The organism is Thauera sp. ZXT1-4 (genome assembly GCF_052598215.2).
Window position 1 is genome coordinate 24,882 of record NZ_JBQWSN020000017.1, and the last position, 18,851, is coordinate 43,732.

The 18,851-nt window shown below is 59.3% G+C and carries 18 protein-coding genes; 1 reads left to right on the forward strand and 17 read right to left on the reverse strand.

The features are described from left to right. Nucleotides 1-58 precede the first annotated feature (58 nt). From ACUH78_RS13275 to gmd, 7 genes are all read right to left on the reverse strand, one after another. Nucleotides 59-1,504: a mannose-1-phosphate guanylyltransferase/mannose-6-phosphate isomerase gene (locus ACUH78_RS13275; RefSeq protein ID WP_445333690.1), complete on the reverse strand. Its 1,446-nt coding sequence runs from the start codon at nucleotides 1,502-1,504 to the stop codon at nucleotides 59-61. A 91-nt stretch (nucleotides 1,505-1,595) separates the two neighbouring features. Beyond that, a complete protein-coding gene (locus ACUH78_RS13280) occupies nucleotides 1,596-2,363 on the reverse strand; it encodes an SDR family NAD(P)-dependent oxidoreductase (protein WP_445333689.1) in 768 nt (255 codons plus the stop codon). A 12-nt stretch (nucleotides 2,364-2,375) separates the two neighbouring features. Then, nucleotides 2,376-2,846 carry a GDP-mannose mannosyl hydrolase gene (locus ACUH78_RS13285; protein WP_445333688.1) on the reverse strand — a complete coding sequence of 157 codons (471 nt, stop codon included), beginning with the start codon at nucleotides 2,844-2,846 and terminating at the stop codon, nucleotides 2,376-2,378. Beyond that, a complete protein-coding gene (gene fcl, locus ACUH78_RS13290) occupies nucleotides 2,843-3,805 on the reverse strand; it encodes a GDP-L-fucose synthase (RefSeq protein ID WP_445333687.1) in 963 nt (320 codons plus the stop codon). The genes ACUH78_RS13285 and fcl overlap by 4 nt, the downstream gene beginning before the upstream one ends. A 5-nt stretch (nucleotides 3,806-3,810) precedes the next feature. Next, complete coding sequence (locus tag ACUH78_RS13295) at nucleotides 3,811-4,101, reverse strand: CcdB family protein (RefSeq protein WP_445333686.1); 291 nt, start codon at nucleotides 4,099-4,101, stop codon at nucleotides 3,811-3,813. Next, complete coding sequence (locus tag ACUH78_RS13300) at nucleotides 4,089-4,343, reverse strand: type II toxin-antitoxin system CcdA family antitoxin (RefSeq protein ID WP_445333685.1); 255 nt, start codon at nucleotides 4,341-4,343, stop codon at nucleotides 4,089-4,091. Before ACUH78_RS13300 ends, ACUH78_RS13295 begins: the two co-directional genes overlap by 13 nt. Nucleotides 4,344-4,403: 60 nt before the next feature. Then, a complete protein-coding gene (gmd, locus tag ACUH78_RS13305; protein ID WP_445333684.1) occupies nucleotides 4,404-5,522 on the reverse strand; it encodes a GDP-mannose 4,6-dehydratase in 1,119 nt (372 codons plus the stop codon). A gap of 68 nt (nucleotides 5,523-5,590) precedes the next feature. On the opposite strand from gmd, the gene ACUH78_RS13310 reads away from it, so the two are divergent. Beyond that, nucleotides 5,591-5,833, forward strand: a complete 243-nt coding sequence (locus tag ACUH78_RS13310; RefSeq protein WP_445333710.1) for a hypothetical protein — start codon at nucleotides 5,591-5,593, stop codon at nucleotides 5,831-5,833. A 116-nt stretch (nucleotides 5,834-5,949) separates the two neighbouring features. On the opposite strand, the gene ACUH78_RS13315 is transcribed toward ACUH78_RS13310, so the two are convergent. The 10 genes from ACUH78_RS13315 to ACUH78_RS13360 all read right to left on the reverse strand — a co-directional run bounded on the left by ACUH78_RS13315 (nucleotide 5,950) and on the right by ACUH78_RS13360 (nucleotide 18,836). Next, nucleotides 5,950-6,987, reverse strand: coding sequence for an IS5 family transposase (locus tag ACUH78_RS13315; protein WP_445333683.1), 1,038 nt, complete (start codon nucleotides 6,985-6,987; stop codon nucleotides 5,950-5,952). 162 nt (nucleotides 6,988-7,149) lie between these two features. Next, complete coding sequence (locus tag ACUH78_RS13320) at nucleotides 7,150-10,446, reverse strand: glycosyltransferase (RefSeq protein ID WP_445333682.1); 3,297 nt, start codon at nucleotides 10,444-10,446, stop codon at nucleotides 7,150-7,152. Between the two features lie 52 nt (nucleotides 10,447-10,498). Beyond that, the gene (locus ACUH78_RS13325; RefSeq protein WP_445333681.1) at nucleotides 10,499-12,307 is read right to left on the reverse strand and encodes an ATP-dependent nuclease; all 1,809 of its coding nucleotides are present in this window, start codon (nucleotides 12,305-12,307) and stop codon (nucleotides 10,499-10,501) included. 192 nt (nucleotides 12,308-12,499) lie between these two features. Then, complete coding sequence (locus ACUH78_RS13330; RefSeq protein ID WP_445333680.1) at nucleotides 12,500-12,904, reverse strand: nucleotidyltransferase domain-containing protein; 405 nt, start codon at nucleotides 12,902-12,904, stop codon at nucleotides 12,500-12,502. 2 nt (nucleotides 12,905-12,906) lie between these two features. After that, nucleotides 12,907-14,388, reverse strand: coding sequence for an ImmA/IrrE family metallo-endopeptidase (locus ACUH78_RS13335; RefSeq protein ID WP_445333679.1), 1,482 nt, complete (start codon nucleotides 14,386-14,388; stop codon nucleotides 12,907-12,909). After that, nucleotides 14,385-14,783 (reverse strand): hypothetical protein, encoded by a 399-nt coding sequence (locus tag ACUH78_RS13340; protein WP_445333678.1) that lies wholly within the window; start codon nucleotides 14,781-14,783, stop codon nucleotides 14,385-14,387. Before ACUH78_RS13340 ends, ACUH78_RS13335 begins: the two co-directional genes overlap by 4 nt. A gap of 48 nt (nucleotides 14,784-14,831) precedes the next feature. After that, a complete protein-coding gene (locus tag ACUH78_RS13345; RefSeq protein ID WP_445333677.1) occupies nucleotides 14,832-15,770 on the reverse strand; it encodes a phosphoglycerate dehydrogenase in 939 nt (312 codons plus the stop codon). Continuing rightward, nucleotides 15,767-16,471, reverse strand: coding sequence for an acylneuraminate cytidylyltransferase family protein (locus ACUH78_RS13350; protein WP_445333676.1), 705 nt, complete (start codon nucleotides 16,469-16,471; stop codon nucleotides 15,767-15,769). The genes ACUH78_RS13345 and ACUH78_RS13350 overlap by 4 nt, the downstream gene beginning before the upstream one ends. A 14-nt stretch (nucleotides 16,472-16,485) precedes the next feature. After that, the gene (locus tag ACUH78_RS13355; protein WP_445333675.1) at nucleotides 16,486-18,141 is read right to left on the reverse strand and encodes an MBL fold metallo-hydrolase; all 1,656 of its coding nucleotides are present in this window, start codon (nucleotides 18,139-18,141) and stop codon (nucleotides 16,486-16,488) included. Next, nucleotides 18,138-18,836, reverse strand: coding sequence for a hypothetical protein (locus ACUH78_RS13360; protein WP_445333674.1), 699 nt, complete (start codon nucleotides 18,834-18,836; stop codon nucleotides 18,138-18,140). Before ACUH78_RS13360 ends, ACUH78_RS13355 begins: the two co-directional genes overlap by 4 nt. Between the last annotated feature and the right edge of the window lie 15 nt (nucleotides 18,837-18,851).

Genomic DNA, 18,851 nt, shown 5'->3' on the forward strand with positions numbered 1-18,851 from the left:
AAGTCGTTAACCGTGTTCTCTGCCCGTATCGTGAGATGCGCCAGCCGACCCACCCCAACTACTTCGCCCTGCCGTAGTTATCCTCAAACCGCACAATGTCGTCTTCCCCCAAGTAGCTCCCCGATTGCACCTCGATCAGCTCCAGCGGAAGCTTGCCCGGGTTCTCCAGGCGATGCGTCACACCCAAGGGAATATAGGTTGACTCGTTTTCCGCGAGCAGGAGGCTCTCATCGCCCTTGGTCACCCTCGCGGTGCCGGAGACCACGATCCAGTGTTCGGCACGGTGGTGGTGCATCTGCAGCGACAACACCCCGCCCGGATTCACCACGATGCGCTTTACCTGAAATCGCGGCCCGAAGTCGATGGAGTCGTACCAACCCCAGGGGCGATACACCTTGCGGTGCAGGTTGGTCACGGTACGGTTCTCCGCCCGCAGGCGGCCAACCACGTCCTTCACCTTCTGGATCTGGTTGCGGTCGGCGACCAGGATGGCGTCGGCGGTTTCGACCACCACGGTGTCCTTCAGCCCCACGGTGGCAATCAGGCGCTCGCCGCGCACATAGGTGTTCTCGGTGTCCACCGCGATCACGTCGCCAGCAAGCACGTTACCGCTCGCGTCCTTGTCGCCGATCTCCCACAGGGCGCTCCACGCCCCCACATCCGACCACTTCGCATCCAGCGGCACCACGACCACCTCACCGTGGTTCGCCCCATCTGCGGTCAGCCGCTCCATCACCGCGTAGTCGATGGAGTCCGATGGGCAGGCTTCGAAAGCCTCACGACCCGGGCGCAAAAAGTCGGCGTCATGGGTGGCTGCGTCGAACGCCTGCCCGCACGCGGTGGCAATGTCCGGCCGGCAGTGGGCGATCTTGTCGAGCCACACCGAGGCCTTGATCACAAAGATGCCGCTGTTCCACAGGTACTGCCCGCTCTCCACATAGGCCTTTGCCGTCTCCAGGTCGGGCTTCTCGACGAAGCGCTCCACCACGCTGGCGGCATCACCCAGGCGTTCGCCCAGACGGATGTAGCCGTACCCAGTCTCGGCCCCCTGCGGCACGATGCCGAAGGTGACCAGCTTGCCCGCCTCGGCCAGCTCGGCCGCACGCGCCACCGCCTGCTGGAACACCGCCCCGTCCTTGATCACATGGTCGGCCGGCATCACCACCAGCACCGGGTCCGCACCCTTGGCCCGCGCCACCCGGGCAGCCAGCGTCAGCGCCGGCGCCGTATTGCGGCCGCAGGGCTCGAGCACCAGAGCCGCTGGCTTGACGCCCACCTGACGCAGCTGCTCGGCGATCAGGAAGCGGTACTCCTCGTTCCCCACCAGGATCGGGGCCTCGATCGCAGCTGCCTCGTTCGCCAAGCCATCCAGGCGCTTCGCCGTCACCTGCAGCATGGACTGCGCCCCGTCGAGCGCGAGCAACTGCTTCGGAAACGCCTCACGCGACAAGGGCCATAAGCGCGTCCCCGATCCCCCACACAACACCACCGCCTGCAAAATCACATCAAACCTCGCCCAAAACTCTGATCATGCGTGCCTGCGGCACCAACGCCCTCACCCGACACGCCTGTTGCCACAGCAAATTCATCAATCCTTATCCCGGATCATGCAGCCGCCCGCTGATCCCCCCATCCATCCCGATGCACGTCCCATGCAAGAAGCGCAGCGCGCCATCAGAGATCGACACGGCCAGCGCCGCCACCTCTTCCGGGGTGCCGACGCGCCCTTGTGGGTGACAGCCTTCCAATTGCTCATAGCGCTCGGGCTCGCTGGCAAAGCCGGCCTTGAGCATCTCCGTGGCGATAGCCGCGGGCTCGATTGCATTCACCCGCACACGCCCGCCCAGGTCCACCGCCATCGCGCGCGTCATGCCGCTCAGCGCGGCCTTGCTGGTGGCATAGGCCACGAAGTTTGCCTTGGTGAGGCGGGCGTGGATGCTGCTGACGTTGATCACGCACCCGTCGGCCGCCTCGAGTTGAGGCAGCAGACCCTGAGTGAGCACGAAAGGGGCCAGCAGGTTTACATCCAGCGTGCTGCGCCAGTCCGCCACGCTCAGCGACTCCACTCCGCCGAGCACCTGGATGGCCGCGTTATTGACCAGCACGCCCAGCCCGCCATCGGCGACCAGTCCGGAAATGGCGGATAGGGCTTCAGCCGCACACGCAGGGTCCGCCACCAGGCGTTGCAGATCCGTCTGCAAATACTGCCAACAGACGAGGCTGGCGGGCTGCGGCGCGTTGTCCAAAGCAATGACGCGATAGCCACACGCAGTGAAGGCTTTCACGAGCGCAGCACCGATCCCGCCGGCCGCCCCCGTAATCACCGCAATTCGGTTTAAAGCCTTGGGGCCATTCTCGATCACATTGGACCTCTCTCACAAATCCTGCATATACGCCTTGGTGTTCGGGTGCACCGCATCCGCGCGCAGCACCTCTGCCGGCTCGAACCAGACGTACCGCGCGTGCTGCTCCAAGGGCAGCTCTGCCGCGGGCACATAAGGCACCGCGTACCCCAGCACCACATAGTGCGTGCTGGGTGCACCATCACCCTCACCGAACACGCTGTCTTCATACAGATGCTCGTACACGCCCAGCAAGCGGCAATCACTGCGGGCAATCTCCACCCCCAGCTCAGCTCGCGTCAGGCGCGCAAAGGCCACATCCAGCGTTTCACCCTTGCGAATGCGGCCTCCCGGCACGAACCAGAACCCCTGCGCCGGGCGGTTGTTGCGCAGCCCCAGCAGAATCTTTCCATCCCCTCGCCGCACCACCAGGTCGATGGACACCAGCGGTGTCGCAGCGAGCACAGTGCGGAAGGTCGCCTCGTCAAGCAGCGTCGCGCTCACCCCCGGTACCGCTCCTGATTCTTTACAAACCACCCGTAAGCATCCCGGAGCCCGTCCTCCAGCGAAATGCTCGCCCTCCACCCCAGCGCCGCCAGGCGCGACACGTCCATCAGCTTGCGCGGCGTGCCGTCCGGCTTGCTGGCGTCGAACACCAGCCGGCCGCAAAACCCGGTCACCCGCGCCACCGTCTCGGCCAGCTCGCGGATGGTGCAATCCACGCCGGTGCCCACGTTGATGTGGCTCAGCATGGGCTGGGTTTGGGCGCAGTAGGTGTCGGCGTCCAGGTTCATCACATGCACGCTGGCGGCGGCCATGTCGTCCACGTGCAGGAACTCACGCATCGGCGTGCCGCTGCCCCAGATCACCACCTCGCCGTCACCGCGCTGCACCGCCTCGTGAAAGCGCCGCAGCAGCGCCGGGATCACGTGGCTGTTGTCGGGGTGGAAGTTGTCGTGCGGGCCGTACAGGTTGGTGGGCATCACGCTGCGGTAGTCGCGCCCGTACTGGCGGTTGTAGCTCTCGCACAGCTTGATGCCGGCGATCTTGGCGATGGCATAGGGCTCGTTGGTGGGCTCCAGCACGCCGGTCAGCAGCGCGGACTCGGTCATCGGTTGCGCGGCGTGCTTGGGGTAGATGCAGCTCGAACCCAGGAACAGCAGCTTCTGCACCCCGGCCGTGTGTGCCGCATTGATGACGTTGGCCTCGATCATCAGGTTCTCGAAGATGAACTCGGCCGGATAGGTGTTGTTGGCATGAATGCCGCCCACCTTGGCTGCGGCCAGATACACCGCGTCGATGCGCTGTGCGGCAAAAAAGGCCTGCACCGCCGCCTGGTTGGTCAGGTCCAGCTCGGCATGGGTGGCGGTGACGATTTCCACACCCCCGAGGCGCTGCAAGCGCCGCACAATGGCCGACCCCACCATCCCCCGGTGGCCGGCCACATAGATTCTTTGCGCCATTTCAACTACACCCCCGCCATCAAAATATCGATGGCACGATTAATTTGATCACCCTGGTCCGCCACGCTACCGGCGCGGCGCAAACTTGACCGTCGCACGGCAGCAATCAGTCGGGTTGCCAGAATCCAGCGCTCGCCATCGAGCATGACTTCGGGATTCAAATCCTTCACTGCCGGGTAGTCAGCAAGAAGAGGAATGACAACAATCGCCGGGTCAGGTGGCAAGAGCTCACTTTCGACCACGACCATCTTCACCCCGCTGTATTCCGCCACGTCATAACGCGTCAGGCGTTCCACGACGAACCTCCAGGCGCACAGATGATGTCGGCCAGCGGGTGGCCCTGGCGCTCATGCCAGGCCGCTTGGGCAGCAAAGGCCCTGGCGTTCTCGGTGAGCCACTGCATGCGTCGGGCTTCGGCCACCGCCTTCTTGAGCGCTGCCTCGGCCACAGCAGACACGTTGATCTCCAGGGCTTTTGCGCAATCAAGCACTTCGGCGTCGAGCGTCAGAGATGTTTTGCGTTTCGTTGTGGATACCATAAAAGCGCTCCTTTTGAATACCGCAAAACTATACCGCCATTCAAGCCGGAGCGCTTCAGCTCACCGCTCCTGCGACACCGCCACATCATGCCCATGCGCCTTCAGCAAGGCATGCCGCTGCGCCACCTTCAGGTCTTCGGCCACCATCTCGGCGCACATCTCCTGCACGGTGATCTCCGGCACCCAGCCCAGCTTCTGCTTGGCCTTGGACGGGTCGCCCAGCAGGGTCTCCACCTCGGCGGGGCGGAAGTAGCGCGGGTCCACACGCACGATCACATCGCCCACCTTCAGTGCCGGCGCTTTATCCCCCGCAATCGCCGCCACCACGGCGTGCTCATCGACGCCCTGCCCTTCAAAGCGCAGCGTGATGCCCAGCTCCGCCGCCGACCATTCGATGAACTGGCGCACGCTGTACTGCACGCCGGTGGCGATCACGAAGTCTTCGGGCTGGTCCTGCTGCAGCATCATCCACTGCATGCGCACATAGTCCTTGGCGTGGCCCCAGTCGCGAAGTGCGTCCATGTTGCCCATGTAGAGGCACCCTTCCAGGCCCTGGGCGATGTTGGCCAGTCCGCGAGTGATCTTGCGTGTAACGAAGGTCTCGCCGCGGCGCGGGCTCTCGTGGTTGAACAGGATGCCGTTGCAGGCGTACATGCCGTAGGCCTCGCGGTAGTTCACCGTGATCCAGTAGGCGTAGAGCTTGGCCACCGCGTAGGGGCTGCGCGGGTAGAAGGGGGTGGTCTCCTTCTGCGGGATCTCTTGCACCAGGCCGTAGAGCTCGGAGGTGGAGGCCTGGTAGAAGCGGGTTTTCTTTTCCAGGCCCAGGAAGCGGATGGCTTCGAGCAGACGCAGGGTACCGATAGCGTCCACATCGGCAGTGTATTCGGGGGCTTCAAAGCTCACGGCGACATGGCTTTGCGCGCCCAGGTTGTACACCTCGTCGGGCTGCACCTGCTGCAAGATGCGGGTGAGGTTGCTGGAATCCGTCAGGTCGCCGTAATGCAGCTTGAAGTGCGCATTGGATACATGCGGGTCTTCGTAGATGTGATCGACCCGCTGGGTGTTGAAGCTCGAGGCACGGCGCTTGATGCCGTGGACTTCGTAGCCTTTTTCAAGCAGAAACTCCGCCAGATAGGAACCGTCCTGACCGGTGATGCCAGTGACCAGTACTTTCTTCATAACTTTCCTCATTTGCCCGCTACGTTCCGGTTCACACTTGGCACCCCATCAAGAGCGCGCACTAAGGCTTGAACCATGGACGCCCAGATACCCGGCTCGGCCCCCAAAGGCGGCTGCAGGCCAAGTGCGGTAGTGACGAGCAGGACCTCCGGACTCGGAATGCACTTTCCCTGATCAAGGGCCTGCTGGTCACGATCGACGCCATGGGCCGCCAGAAAAGCACTGCCAAACAGATCGTTGCGAAGACGGGCGACTACCTGCTGGGCACCTCGAATAACCCGAGCTTTTCAGTGAATCCCACCGCGCAATGATGACGGCGACCGCGTTCGGTCCAATTTCTCTGGCAACCCACCGCATTTCTCGGCGGAGTTGCCCCGTTCTTGCCTCGAGTCGCCCCGGGCGGCGGCGATTCGGCCCATTTCGGGCGTCAGAAGGCCTCGATTCCGGCCTTCCGGAAGTAGACCAGCCGCTTCAGGTTGTAGCAGGCCGCCATCATCGTCATCGCAAAGTTCGCCCGCGCCTGACCGATGGTGCGCAGCAACTTGCCACCCATCTGCTCGAGGGCACCGAACACGTGCTCGACCCGGGCGCGCGTTTTGGCGATGCGCTGGTTACGCCGCTGCTGGCACTCCGACAGCGGCTTGTTACGCTTGCCCTTCCTCTGGATCTGATTCCGGAAGCCCTTCTCTTTGAGCCAGGCTTCACGCGCCTCGGACGGGTAGCCCCGGTCGGCATAGACGTCCCGACTCGTGTTGCCTGCATCGAAGACGTTGTCGAAGTGCTGGCTGTCGTGCGTACTCGCCGTGTCGGTCTCGATTCGGCGAATGATCTTGTATTTCTTGTCGACGTTGATCGAGAGCTTGTAGCCGAAGTGGCTCTTGCCGTGTTTCTTCGTCCAGGTGGCGTCGGCGTCCTTCTGCCGGCGCTTGGCCGGCTTCCAGTCGGCAGGCATCGCGCCTTGGTCGATCAGCGCCTTCTCCCCTCGGCTGTTGTGCTGCTTGGGGGCAGGCACCAAGGTGGCGTCGATGATCTGCCCGCCACGCGCGATGAAGCCCCGTTTGAGCAGCTGCGCCGAGACGCCCTCGAAGAGCGCCTTCGCGCCAAGCTCACCGATCCGGTTCTCGAAGGTCCACACCGTGGTGCGGTCCGGAATATTGGCTGCGTTCGCGAGCCCGCAGAAGCGTTTGTAGCTCATGCGGTCGAGCAGCTGGTACTCCATCTGCTCGTCCGACAGGTTGTACAGGCGCTTGAGCACCAGGATCCGAACCATCGTCTCCGTCGGGTAAGGCGGACGGCCGCCTTGCGCGCTGACCGTGCGCGGTGCGACCCGATCGACCTCGGCGGCCAGCGCCGCAAAGTCGATGTGCAACTCGATGTCGGCCAGCGGGTCGCCCAGCGAATCGATCTTCTTGCGGTGATGCTCGTCGGCGAACAGGTCGGTCTTGATGGCGCTACGCGGTTTCATCGTTGCAGGCTGCGGGGTTCAGGACGTCGTAATTTTACCAAGGGCGGGCGAGGCGGAGGTTTTTCGTGGCGCCCATATATGATAACGAGCGCAGGCTTTATCATGAGGTTTGATTCCAATGGTTTATATTTTTAGTTGCTGGTAGATTTATTGTTTGGTATTTTATTTTAGATTTATTTTTTGAATAAGATCTTCAGTCCATTTCTTAAAATCAGGATCAAAGTATTTGTGGCCGCCAGCAATATCTTTTTCCTGCTTTTTCTTATTAAAAGCACTGTCGGTCAAAAGTATTTCACGGGTACGATTAGATGATAATTCAGATGGCAAGCTATTTTTTTCATATGAGAAACCGGTGTGTAACTCTAAGAACTGCCTTGATTGAGGAGACCAGCCGGCCTCAATTCTCCGTAGCGCAGCGACAAGCTCATCTTTTGAACTCGCATAAAGATAGGCACCCAGCGGCTCTTTAAACTTATCGATCTGCTCTACCCCAGGATTGAAGTAAATGACTTTGGCACCTGCAATGATGGCTTCAAACACAGCACCACTAAAGCGCGTGATGAAAATTTCTGACGAAAGCAATTCATCATAAAGCGGTCTCGTGGTGAGCGGCAGATCGCCGACATCGGTGCGGTCTGCATGGTGTTTAGATATTGCAAAGTCCCAACCAATTGATTGGCAACATTCCGCAACAGAGTTAATCCATTGACTGGCTTCTTTGTTGAGTACACCATATGTGAAATTGCAATTAATAATGATTCGTCGGAGGCGTGGCTGGTCAGTTATCGCTCTGCTGCGCTCAAATAATCCATCTAAGCGCTCAATGCCGACAACTTCAATGCGTTGCTTAGAGTTGGAAAAATAACGTCGATCAAATTCACCATTAAGCAATAGATTGGTTACTCTCTGATAAGCTTTTCTGTCAAGACCTGTATCAACATCGTAAAAGTCGTTAACGCCCTCGACGATGCCATACGTTGCAATACCGTGACGGTTAGCCCAGCGGACAATGCGGGCTGCCACGTGCGGCTCCCAGTCATTCAAACACACAACACCTTTGGGTAAAATTTCTCCGTTGCAAAAGGCTTCTAAATCTACGTAATACTTACGATCCTGCCAAATGTATGAGCCTTCATCAGGATGTGGTGGTGTCGTCCGCAAAATGGCACAGCGGAGTCCCGCAGCCTCAAGAGTCTTAGCAAGATTGAGGCAAGTTAATGCATGGTAGCGATTGTGAGGGATAAATAGGTAATCCACAGAACAGTAGTCTTGAGTATTATCTTGAGAGTGGTTTCTCCAAATTCTGTTCGGCGCTTTATTGTTTGAAATTTCAATATTGAATGAAATGGATGGGGAGCTATGGGAGCATTTTCGATACAAAAAATTAGAAGCACCGAACAGTTTCTTGCGAAACAACTGATTGGCAATCCGTAATTGATCTACAGAATTTAAATCGAAAATGGCGGGTTCTTGTACACCTTCGGCACCACTATCAATGAGTCTTCTAAACACTTTATGAAGCGTATCGCTATCAAGGTCTGACCAAAGATTGTGCGCACTTATTTCAGAAAATAAAATATCAAAAAGTTTATTTTTATTTTCTTGATTGTTAGCCTGCTCTGCGATACGCTGAAACTGATAGATAAGCCAGTTCGATGCAGCCCTTCGCCAGTGTTCAGCTTGCGTCTTTGTTTTTGGAATATAGTGGAAGATACGTCGTACTGCTTCTACAGAATCGACAAGTTTCTTTTCATCGAGTGAGTTGACGGTTGATGCTTCGTGTACAACGTAAGTGTAGAGTACTTCATCATAGACATTTACTTGAGGCGCAACTTTGGCAAGACGTACAACAAACTCAATATCTTCGAAGAAAACACCCTCCTGAAACAAAATGCTATTTTCAGTAAGTAAGCTGCGCGGTATAATCAAACCGAATGGCCACCAGCCTATTGTCCCACGTAGCGCCGATGAGAAGCCATCGTTGTCGGTAATATGCCGACGGCTCCTTTTTAGCTCTTGCCCAGTACTCGCATCGAAATTGATGTGCTGAAAAACAGATAGACCGCCACGCTGAGCAGCTTTTATCGCAAGGGTGAGCGCACCGTCTCGGAGTTTGTCGTCGGCATCAAGAAAAAGAATGTGGCTACCGTTAGCCATCTGAATGCCAACATTACGCGCAGCACCTTGTTTCATATTGCGTGGCTGTCGATACAAACGCACGCAGTTGTGCGCTCTCATGTACTGCTCAATAATTTGAGCAGAGTTGTCTGTGGAGCAATCGTCCACACAGATAATTTCGAAGGTGCTGGAATCGACGCCTTGAGAAAGTATAGATTCAAGTGCCTGGGCGATGTGGTTGCAGGCATTAAATACTGGAATGACAATTGAAATTTTAGAAAAAACTGCTGGCTGCTTATTGCCTGCAGAATCTTGAGGCTTCGCCGTCCAGACACTAATCGCCTTTTTGTGCGCTTCGTCAACCAAGCTCTCAAATCGACCAAGCTTTTCTACATCAGACGTCAGCAACGGTGCGTGCTCTACTTCACCAAAAAGATAACGAAGAACTCCAATGCATTCACCAAGCAGATCGAATCTACGTGTCTTGTGAAAGGAGTGATCGACAGCTGAACCTCCTTTTTTTTCATACTCAGCACGCGTTTCCTGAAGCAAGCGAGATAATTTTTCAAAAAGAAATGGAAAATTTATCTTATGAACCTGATCTGGTAGTAGGACTCTGGATTGGCCGACGCCATAGGCTGACCGTGTTAAGTATTCGATTGTCGCCCGTTCAGCATTGACGAGGTGCTCGACAGTAGCGTGAGGGGTGTAAAAAAACTTGGCATTGTGTCGCTGTGCTCGAAGGAAATAGTCAGCCTCTTCACCTGCGAGGCGCTCACCGCCGCGGCGGCCAAGGTTTGTAGAAAAATATCCAACCTTTTCAAAAATTTTTCTTGTAATAGCGAAATTCCCACCAAACACATTCCCTGACCCAATACTTTTCTCACTTTCCCCATGCTCATTGAAGCCAAGTAATCTTTTATGATAGAAATGCATCCACTCTGGCTCGATTATCTTATCCCACCAGAGTTCGATTCGGCCTCCAACAACATCGCAATTATGTCGATGAAAAGCACCGATAATGCCATCGGCCCAGCCGGTAGACACGCGAATATCATCGTCAAGGAAAGCTATAAATTGACCGCGTGCAATCTCTAAGCCACGATTCCGCGCAAGGCTAAGCCCAGGCTCATGTTCATCAATAACGATCAAAGACGTCCGAATTGTCGGCTGAAGGGCTTTAAGCTTAGCTACAGTGTCATCGTTGCAACCGCTTGCAACCACTATAATTTCGGTATCTATTGAGTTATTTGAATTTTGCAAATCCAATTCACTGACCAGCGAGGCAACCAGTGCAGATCGATTGTGTGTGCAGATGATAATGGAGAGTTTAGGTTCCATAGATTTTTTGAAGTAAAGCTTTAGGGTGAGTTTAAAAAAAATATAGGTTATTCTACGCAGCAGTGCTCTGAAGCCATCTTAGAAATGCGTCTGCTGTTTCAACATCAGTAACACAAGCACGCCAGTCATCTACCTCTGCAAGCTGCGCCACAAACTGATGCCAGGCCGCCTCGTCTTTGTCGTCCAAGCCAAAGTTACTTTCAATGTCACCCGCCGGCCACAGCCAGACGCCATGATCACGCAGCCTTTCTACCAACTGCCGGGCGGTTGCCTTGCCCGCAGGCGTAGCCGCCCATCGCTTGACGGTTTCCGATGGCTTGTAGCCTTGTTCACGCGGGGTGAGGTTGGTTTGTGGTTTCCGGGGCAAGCCATTGTCGCCCAGCAACACAAGCGGATCGGCTTGCGCCAGTGCCGCCAGTTGCTGTTTGGCTTCCAGCAGCAACGGCGCCAAGGCTTCGGGCTCGGGCAGGTGCGCGGCATGGGTCAGCGCAAAATCCAGGTCAGCAATGGCAAAGCTTGGAATGCCCAGCGCCTTCAGCACCGCTATGCACTTGGGCAAGGCACCAGCGCCTTGCATTTCCACCAGCGCCATTTTTCGCGCCGCCAGGCTTTGACCGGTGGCGTGTTCGATCCAGCGCGGCAGAATGCGCCGCTCAGTTTTGCCTTCCACCAGCAGCACGCGGTCGGCAAACAGCCATTCGCTGGCGTTCTTCAACTCCAGCAGGGTGCTCAGCTGGCTTTTGGGGTCGTCGCTGAACTGCTGCAGCGTGTGCTGCACGCTGGGTGCAATGTGGGTGATGCCGTGCTCGTTTTTGCGCACCAGCCGGGTGTCGCAGATGGCGTCGCGCCCGATCATCATCGGCGAGTGGGTGCTGAAGAGCACCTGGTAGCCGTTGCTGGCCAGTGCGTTCAGGGCACTGCGCAATTGCTCGACGGCCTGCGGGTGCAGGTAGAGCTCGGGCTCGTCGATGATCAGCAGGCGTTGTGCCGGTGGGGCTTGATCGGTCGCATCAGTGCGGCGCACTTCCGCCAAGTAGCGCACCAGGGCCATCTGGATGCTGCGCTGCGCGCCGTGGCCCAGGGTTTCGAAGTCGCGCACCGCCCCTTCACGTTCGCTGACCTTGATGGTGCCGCCCTTGAGCATCGTGCTCATGTCGGGCACCGGGATTTCCAGGTGCAGACGCACGCCGGGAAAGAAGTCATGCACCAGGCGGGAGGCTGCGTCGTCAAAGCGTCGCAGCGCGGCAGACCGTTGCGCACCGTTGGCGCTGAAGCGGCCGCGCAGTTGCTGCAGTACCTGGCTGACTTCGTGGGCGTGGGCGTCTTCGATCGCGCCGGTGAATTCCGCCAGTAGCTTGCCAATGGTGGTAGTGGTTTTAGCCTTGGCAGCGTCTTCCACCGCGTCTTCCATCGCACCGATGACGATGGGCTCGGGGAAGAGCGCCTTGAGGGCTTCCGGGATGCCCGCAGGGTTGACGCGCCAGGGGTCTGCGGGCTGGCTAGGGTCGAAGACGTGGAGCGTGCTGTTTTTCGAGGTACCCGGTTGGGTTTGTTCGCGCCGGATCTGGATGGATTCATCCGTGACGAAGGGCTGCACCTTGCTGCGGTGGCGTGCGTCCAGCCGGTCGAGCAGCGCCGGGGTGATGCCGTTGATGGTGCCATCGACCTGGATGGGGTGGTCGGCCTGCAGATAGTCAGCAGGCGTGAGCGCAAAGGGGGCCACCAGCCAGCGGATCGCCGACAGGATGTTGCTTTTGCCGGCGTTGTTGTAGCCGACAAAAGGGGTGTAGGGCGCCAGGTCCAGCGTGACCGACTCGCAGGAGCGGAAGTTGCGGATGGGTATGGCGGTGAGGGTGTGCATGGGAGGCTTAGGCACGGGGTTCAGAGTGCATCATGGTCTGTTGTAGCCCAAGGCGTACGACTTCGGCTTGAACGTTTTCAATGACTTCAAAAACATGTCGCATGCTTGTTGTGCGGCCAGCAGGCTGTCCAGAAAAGTCTGGTGAAGCTGTCCCCGTTTGATGGACGCCATCAAGGGCACTGCGGCAGCAAGTTATCCACGGGCGCGCGCCTGCGGCGCCTCATACGCAGGCAGAGCGCGCGACGGTGGATAACTTGCGGTGCCGACCGGTTGTGTGTGTTCGGGCTGGTACTTGAGGCTCATAGCTGGATACCGGTTTGTCGTGCAATGTCCAGCACAGGGGCTGGGAGGGGCGCTGTCTTTGAGCAGGATGTCGATCTTGCGGTCGCCCAACTGGCGAATCAGTGCCACATAAATGGCCCCGACAGCAGCGGAACGGTTTTTGACCCGTTGGTCGGTTTCAAACAGCAGATCGATGTCCCCGCCTTTTTTTGCATCATCCACGCGCGAGCCAAACAGAATGACCCTTGCGTCGTCACCCAGCACGGCGTGTGCTGTTTGCTTGATGGATGCAATTTGTTGTTGAGTCAGGCGCATGGTTAACCTTGCCGCAGCGCTTCACGCTCGGCGTCGCTGATCAGATCGACGTTGTACAGATGCTCGACCAGCGCCGTCGTGCCCATGCCTACATCTCTTGCCAGACTGCGAACCGCATCGGGCGTCACTGCGGACAGCCGTCGCCTGATGGCTGAGGGCGGTGCCAGGAACATGGCGGCGAAGGCGTTGGCACGCTTTTCGGTGCGCGCCGATGCCCATGGTCCGCTCAAATGCGACAGCTTCCGCGCCCGCGTGCGATCGTAAAGAATGTGGCACAGCTCATGGGCCAGCGTGAACCGTCGCCCCACGTCGTTGCTGTTGAACACGCTGCGGGTATTGACCAGGATGGCTGGAGCGTAGGCTTGGCCTGCGACGGCCACACCGCGGATCGTGGCGGTGTCGAGGGCTTCTTCGCGCACTGGAATTTGCAGCTTGGCCAGCACAGCCACCATGTCCACCCGAAGCTGGTCGGGTGCAATTCCAAGCGCCTCGCGGCATTCTTCGGCAAGGCGGTAGCCTTCCTCATAAGGCGGCAGCCATGCGTCGCTCTCGGGGGTCTGGACCATCTCGGCCAGCACGCGCGCATCGGCACCACCTCCTTGCTGGCTGAGAAAACCCAACAAGCGGTCAAAATCGGCTTTGCCCAGGTCGACATTGAGCCCACCAAACATCAGCACGGCAGAATCCAGCGATTCGATGGCTGGTATGCCTTCAGAAAGAACGCTGTGGCTGGCGTTGTGAGTCTGGGTGCGCGCTTCTACCAACATGCTTTCCACGTACTCGCCCACATAGGCTTGTTCGAGTTGACTCAGCGGGGTTGCGCACAAGGTGCTGAAGCGTGTTGCAAGCTTGGTAGTGTACTGGCGGTCGGCCTCCGTGGCCGCAGGCGCGGTTTGTGTGGCCCACTCCAGGAACTGCCACAGTGGCTGAGCCACGGCGTGGACCGGCAGCAACACGCAGCCCGGCGCGAGCATCAGCGAAAATCCGTTGGGCGCAAACTCGGGTTGGCGCGATAGCCATGAAATCTCGATGTCGTCCGCCAAACGCCGGATGTAGATATCTGGATAGACCGCGCTGGCATCGGCTGCGCGCAAGGCATGCCGCGCCCACCAGGCATGCACCGCCGGATAGCTGCCTTCGCCTTGGTCCGCAGCACTGAGGGCACGATCCAGGGCAGAAAGTGTGGCGACCGCAGCGGGCTGCCCGTATTTGTCGTGCCAAGCATAACGCTCTTCATGCAGCAGCCATGTCCAGTTGCCGATCAGCCAATCCACGACCGGTGACAAATACCAGGACAGGCTATCGTGCGCTTCGCCGTGCAGCCGGTGCGCGGTCAGCACCTGCCCGCAGACCGTGATGCGAAGCTCGCCCGTTGACCAGCCTTCGGTCAGCGGCAACCGCTCGCGTACTTCTGGGTCTGAGGACCACCGGGCGGCAATCTCGAACTGGGCCGGATCGCCAAAAGGGATGAGGCTGTTTGTCATGGCTCGTCTGCTCCCAAGGCCCAGTGAATGTTTGACGCCTCATGGCGCCGGTTCAGGCGCAGCTCGCGGCGCGTGACCTTACCCTCGCTTAGCCATTGATTAACCACCGCAGGTGGCACACTTTCCCAAGGCACTGGATAACCGTGCCAGGAACCGTCACCGGTCGGCTTCGCTTCGAAAGCAATGCCACGTGCCGTCGCGTACCGTCGGTCGTCGGCCGTGGGGGTAGCTTTGGCAAACAGCGCGTGGGCGCAGGTCTCCTTCCAGGGGTGAGCAAATGGGTCACCACTGAATTCCAGGTCACCTGCCGCATGCGTCCACTCGGGACACAGCGTGCCTTTGCGCCCGGTGCCTGGGCGGTTCTTGTGCTTGGGAGAGCCGCGGTAGGTGTCCATGGGTAAGGTTGTGCGACAGCGCCGTAAGACTGAGGAATGTAATGAGCTTTAGTTTTTCTGCGCTTGCAGATAGCCCATCAGCTTGCCAATGGCAATCTCACTCGTCCGCGCTACCGCATCGGCCGTGTTGCTGGCGTTATGCGAGCCCAGCACGCAGCGCGGGTGCGAGCGGATGGGGCTGTTCATCGGAGGCGGTTCGACTTCAAACACATCCAGCGCGGCGGAGAAGACCTGACCACTCTGCAACGCGGCTTCGAGTGCCGGTTCGTCGATGACCGGGCCGCGGCCCACGTTGACCACGCGCACGCCCGGCTTGCACTTGGCCAGGACTGCGGCGTTGAGCATGTGGTGGCTGCTGGGCGTGAGCGCGCAGTTGATGACGATGAAGTCGGCTTCGCCGATGCGCTGGGGCCAGGCGGCACGCTGCACTTGCGGCATGCTGGGCTGATCGGGGGCGAAGGGGTCGTAGGCGATGATGTTCATGTCTGCTGCCAGCAGGCGGCGGGCGACGTTGCTGCCGATGTCGCCATAGCCCACCAATGCGACGGTTTTGCCGGCCAGCGACATGCCGCGCGGCTTGGGCCAGTCGCCGGCACGCACGCCACGGTCAATCTCGAAGGTCTGGCGCGCAAGAGCGATGACGTAGCCGACGGCGATGTCCGCTACTTCGCCTCCGAACATGTTGGGGGTGTTGGTGATGGGGATGTCGAGGTCCTTGCAGGCGGCAAAGTCGACGTTGTCCACACCGATGCCCCATTTGACGGCGGCGCGCAGTTTGCCGGCTTTACCGGCTTCGAAAACTTCGCGCGTCGCGGGGTCGTCGCCGATGATCCAGCCGTCGTGCTGGGGAACGAGCTCTTTGAGTTGCTCGACGCTGAGCGTCTGCACGACGTCGGGGGTGGTGATCTCTGCGCCGTGCTCCGCAAACAGGGGGCGGAAGCTGTCGATCATGCGCAGCATGGGGGGGCAAGTGACGAGGATCTTCATTGGGCGGCCTTCTGTTGTTCTTGCATGAAGCGGGCGGCGACGACGGCGAAGTCCCAGTCTGCAGGGGTGTCGATGTCGATGGATTCGAAGTACGGGCCCTCGTACATCATGGGCTGCTTGCCGATGCGGGCCTTGGTCTTGGCGAAGCTGTCGGCGGTGAAGAGGTAGAGGTTGGAGTTCTCTTCGAACCAGGGCTCGAGGTTTTGCGTGGGGATGAGGTTGTCCGGGTCGTGGTTCAACGGGCTGCAATCGGCGCGGTAGAAGCGGGTCTGCACTTTGTCAACGGTGAACAGCGAGTCGGCGGTGCCGGCGGCTTTGGCATCAATGAAGGCGGCGATGGCCTTGCGGATGGTGTCGGCGCTCATCAGCGGGTTGGTGGTATGCGTCATCAAGTACAGATCGGCGGGCACGTTGGCCACGTCGTCGGCCAGGACCAGGTTCATCGACACGTGGTCGCCGCAGATCTCGGGCTTGCGGTCGCGGATGGTGATGCGGTCGGTGTCGACCAGGCCGTTCTCGGCGAGGATGTGGCGGGCGTCGGTGTTGATGATGATCTGGTCGATCTCCTCGACTTGAAGCAGGGTATCGAGGATCCAGCGGAACAGGGGCTTGCCGCAGAAGTCGCGAAAGTTTTTGCCCTTGACGCGCACACTGTTGGCCTTCATCGGCAGCAGGGCAACGATCTTTTGTCCGTTAAGCATGAATGGGTCCTTGTTCAGGCAGGGTAGAAGTACTTGTCTTTTTCGGCGTGGGACAGCTTACGGTGCTGGTGATTGCCCCAGTAGCTGCCCGTGTATTGGTAGAAGCGGTAGCGGGCGATCTCGACCGCCTTGCTGGCCAGCACGCCATCGTGGGCGGCGGCGCAGGCATCACGCCAGATGCTGCGGGTGATGTAGCGGGCGGTGTCGAACGGGCCAACATGGAGCTGCGGCATGATCTGCTGCAAGGCGATGGCTTCGCGCTCGAATCGGCGCTTGACCTGCTTCCAGGTCTCGGCGTGGTGGTGGTAGACCGCGGCATCCGCTACGTAGGCCACCTTGCCACCGTCCTGCACCAGCTTTTGGGCAAGGGCCATATCTTCGAGGCCGGTGAGCTCTTCATCGAAGCGGTAGCGGGCCCAGGTCTGCTTGAGCAGCGCGGCGTTGGCGTTGTTGCAGTAGAAGCCCTCCTGCGGGATGCGGGATTGGCCCGGGAAATACTTCTCGAAGACTCGCGATTCGCTGTAATGGCTCTCGGGTCCGGCGAGTTGCCGACCATAGCTGTATTGGGCGTGCCCGTCGATGATGGGCTGGCACAGCCGCTGCAGCCAGTGCGGGTCGGTGGGCACGCAGTGGCCACTGGTGATGACCAGCAAATCGCCATCTGCGGCTTCGCAACCCATGTTGAGCGAGCGCCCGAAGGAGAACTCCTCTCGGGTGATGTGCAGGATGCGGCAACCGTAGCGCTCGGCGATCTCGAGCGTGCCATCCGTGGAACCGGAATCGACCAGCACGACCTCGCAATCGAGGCCGTTGATCTCCTGTTTCCCGATACCTTCGAGCAGTTCGCCGAGGAACTTGGCCTCGTTCAGGGTACGGATGACGACGCTGGCCTTGGCGTGCCCGAGGTTGATGAAGGCAGGGTTGAGCAGCAGGTTGAAGCGGCAGCCCATCTTTTGATGCACGAGGCGGATTTCTTCCGGGTACACCTCGTTGATGGCGAACATGTCCCAGTGAACCGCGACGACCTGCTCGAAACCCAGTTCTTGCGCCAGCCCGAAGGCTTCGCGGACCGACATGTTGCCGATGATGCCGCGCCGGTTGCGGAAGTAGTTGATCTCGTTGACCGGCAGGAAGGCAGTGTGGATGGGGCCAGCCGCCTTGAGGGCATCGATGAGTTCGTCGCACAGGCGGGTGTCGCCCGCCATGTAGAGCGTGGCGCGCGGGGTCTTGAGCAAGTAGCCGACGAAGCGGAAGGAGCCGTCCTCACAGCGATCCAGCTCGGGGTGTGCCGCGGGGACAGACATCACCTCCAGCCCCTCGGCCAGCGCTTGCCACCCCTGGGGCGCCTTTACAAGCCGATCCGGCGCAATGCCCCAGCCGGTCAAGGCGTCGAGCACGGGCTGCGGACCCACGAAGCGCGCATTCGGCGAGGCCTGGGCCAGCTTGGGGAGGGTGTGGGGGTCGCAGTGGTCGATGTGCTCGTGGGTGAGCAGCACCCAGTCGGCATCGGTGACCTGCTCCGGTTTGAGGCTGAGCGGCACCTTGCGCACCAGATCGGGGGCGTCGAGGGCTTCAACAGAGTGCGACAGATAGGGGTCGATGTAGAGGACCTGGCCTGCCAGCTCGAGACGACAGCCGGACTGGCCGAGCATCCTTACGGGAATTCTCATAACGCTTCGTGGGTTTTGAACAAGGTGGTGAAGTCCGCTTTTTCGAAGATGGTGCAGGCACCGTCGAGGGTGGCATCGATGATTCTGCGGCCGTCCTTCTCGAACTCGGTGCGTGCGACGCGATAGGACTCCTCGGACCGAACAAGATCCGGGTTGTCCCAGGATTGTCCGTGACCAAAGTAATCCGGGCTGAAGTGATTCGGATCGGGGCCAACGACTACGCGCGCTTCATTGGGGGCACCGCTGTACTTGAAGCGGTGATCCATGCCGATGATGACGACCCTTGTGAAGCCGAGAAAATAGGCTATCTGAAGCGCTGCGTAGGTTACCGTCCAGCCTTCGTGCAGGCCTTGCGAAATGTCATGGCAGAAGCGCGCGGGCGGATTCTTGGTGTCGAGGTGATAAGTGAGTCCGTCCTCGGGAACCAGATCGCCACGCCGCTTGCTGATGAACTTGACGCAGTTCAATGCCTTGATCTGCTCGGCCGACTGCTCGATGACCTTGGCGTTGACCGCGACGTAATAGCGCGGATAGAAGCGGAAGCGCTTGAACCCGAGGAAGATCTTGTTCATGCCGATCACGTTCTCCCGCCGCAAGGGACTGAGGTCCATGCGATTGAGCGACGGGCCATTCGCCACAAGAACGACGGTTTCTCCGTGGTGGCGGTTGTGGAGGGATTGGAGGCGGGAGGGCATGAGGGCTGCCAGGGC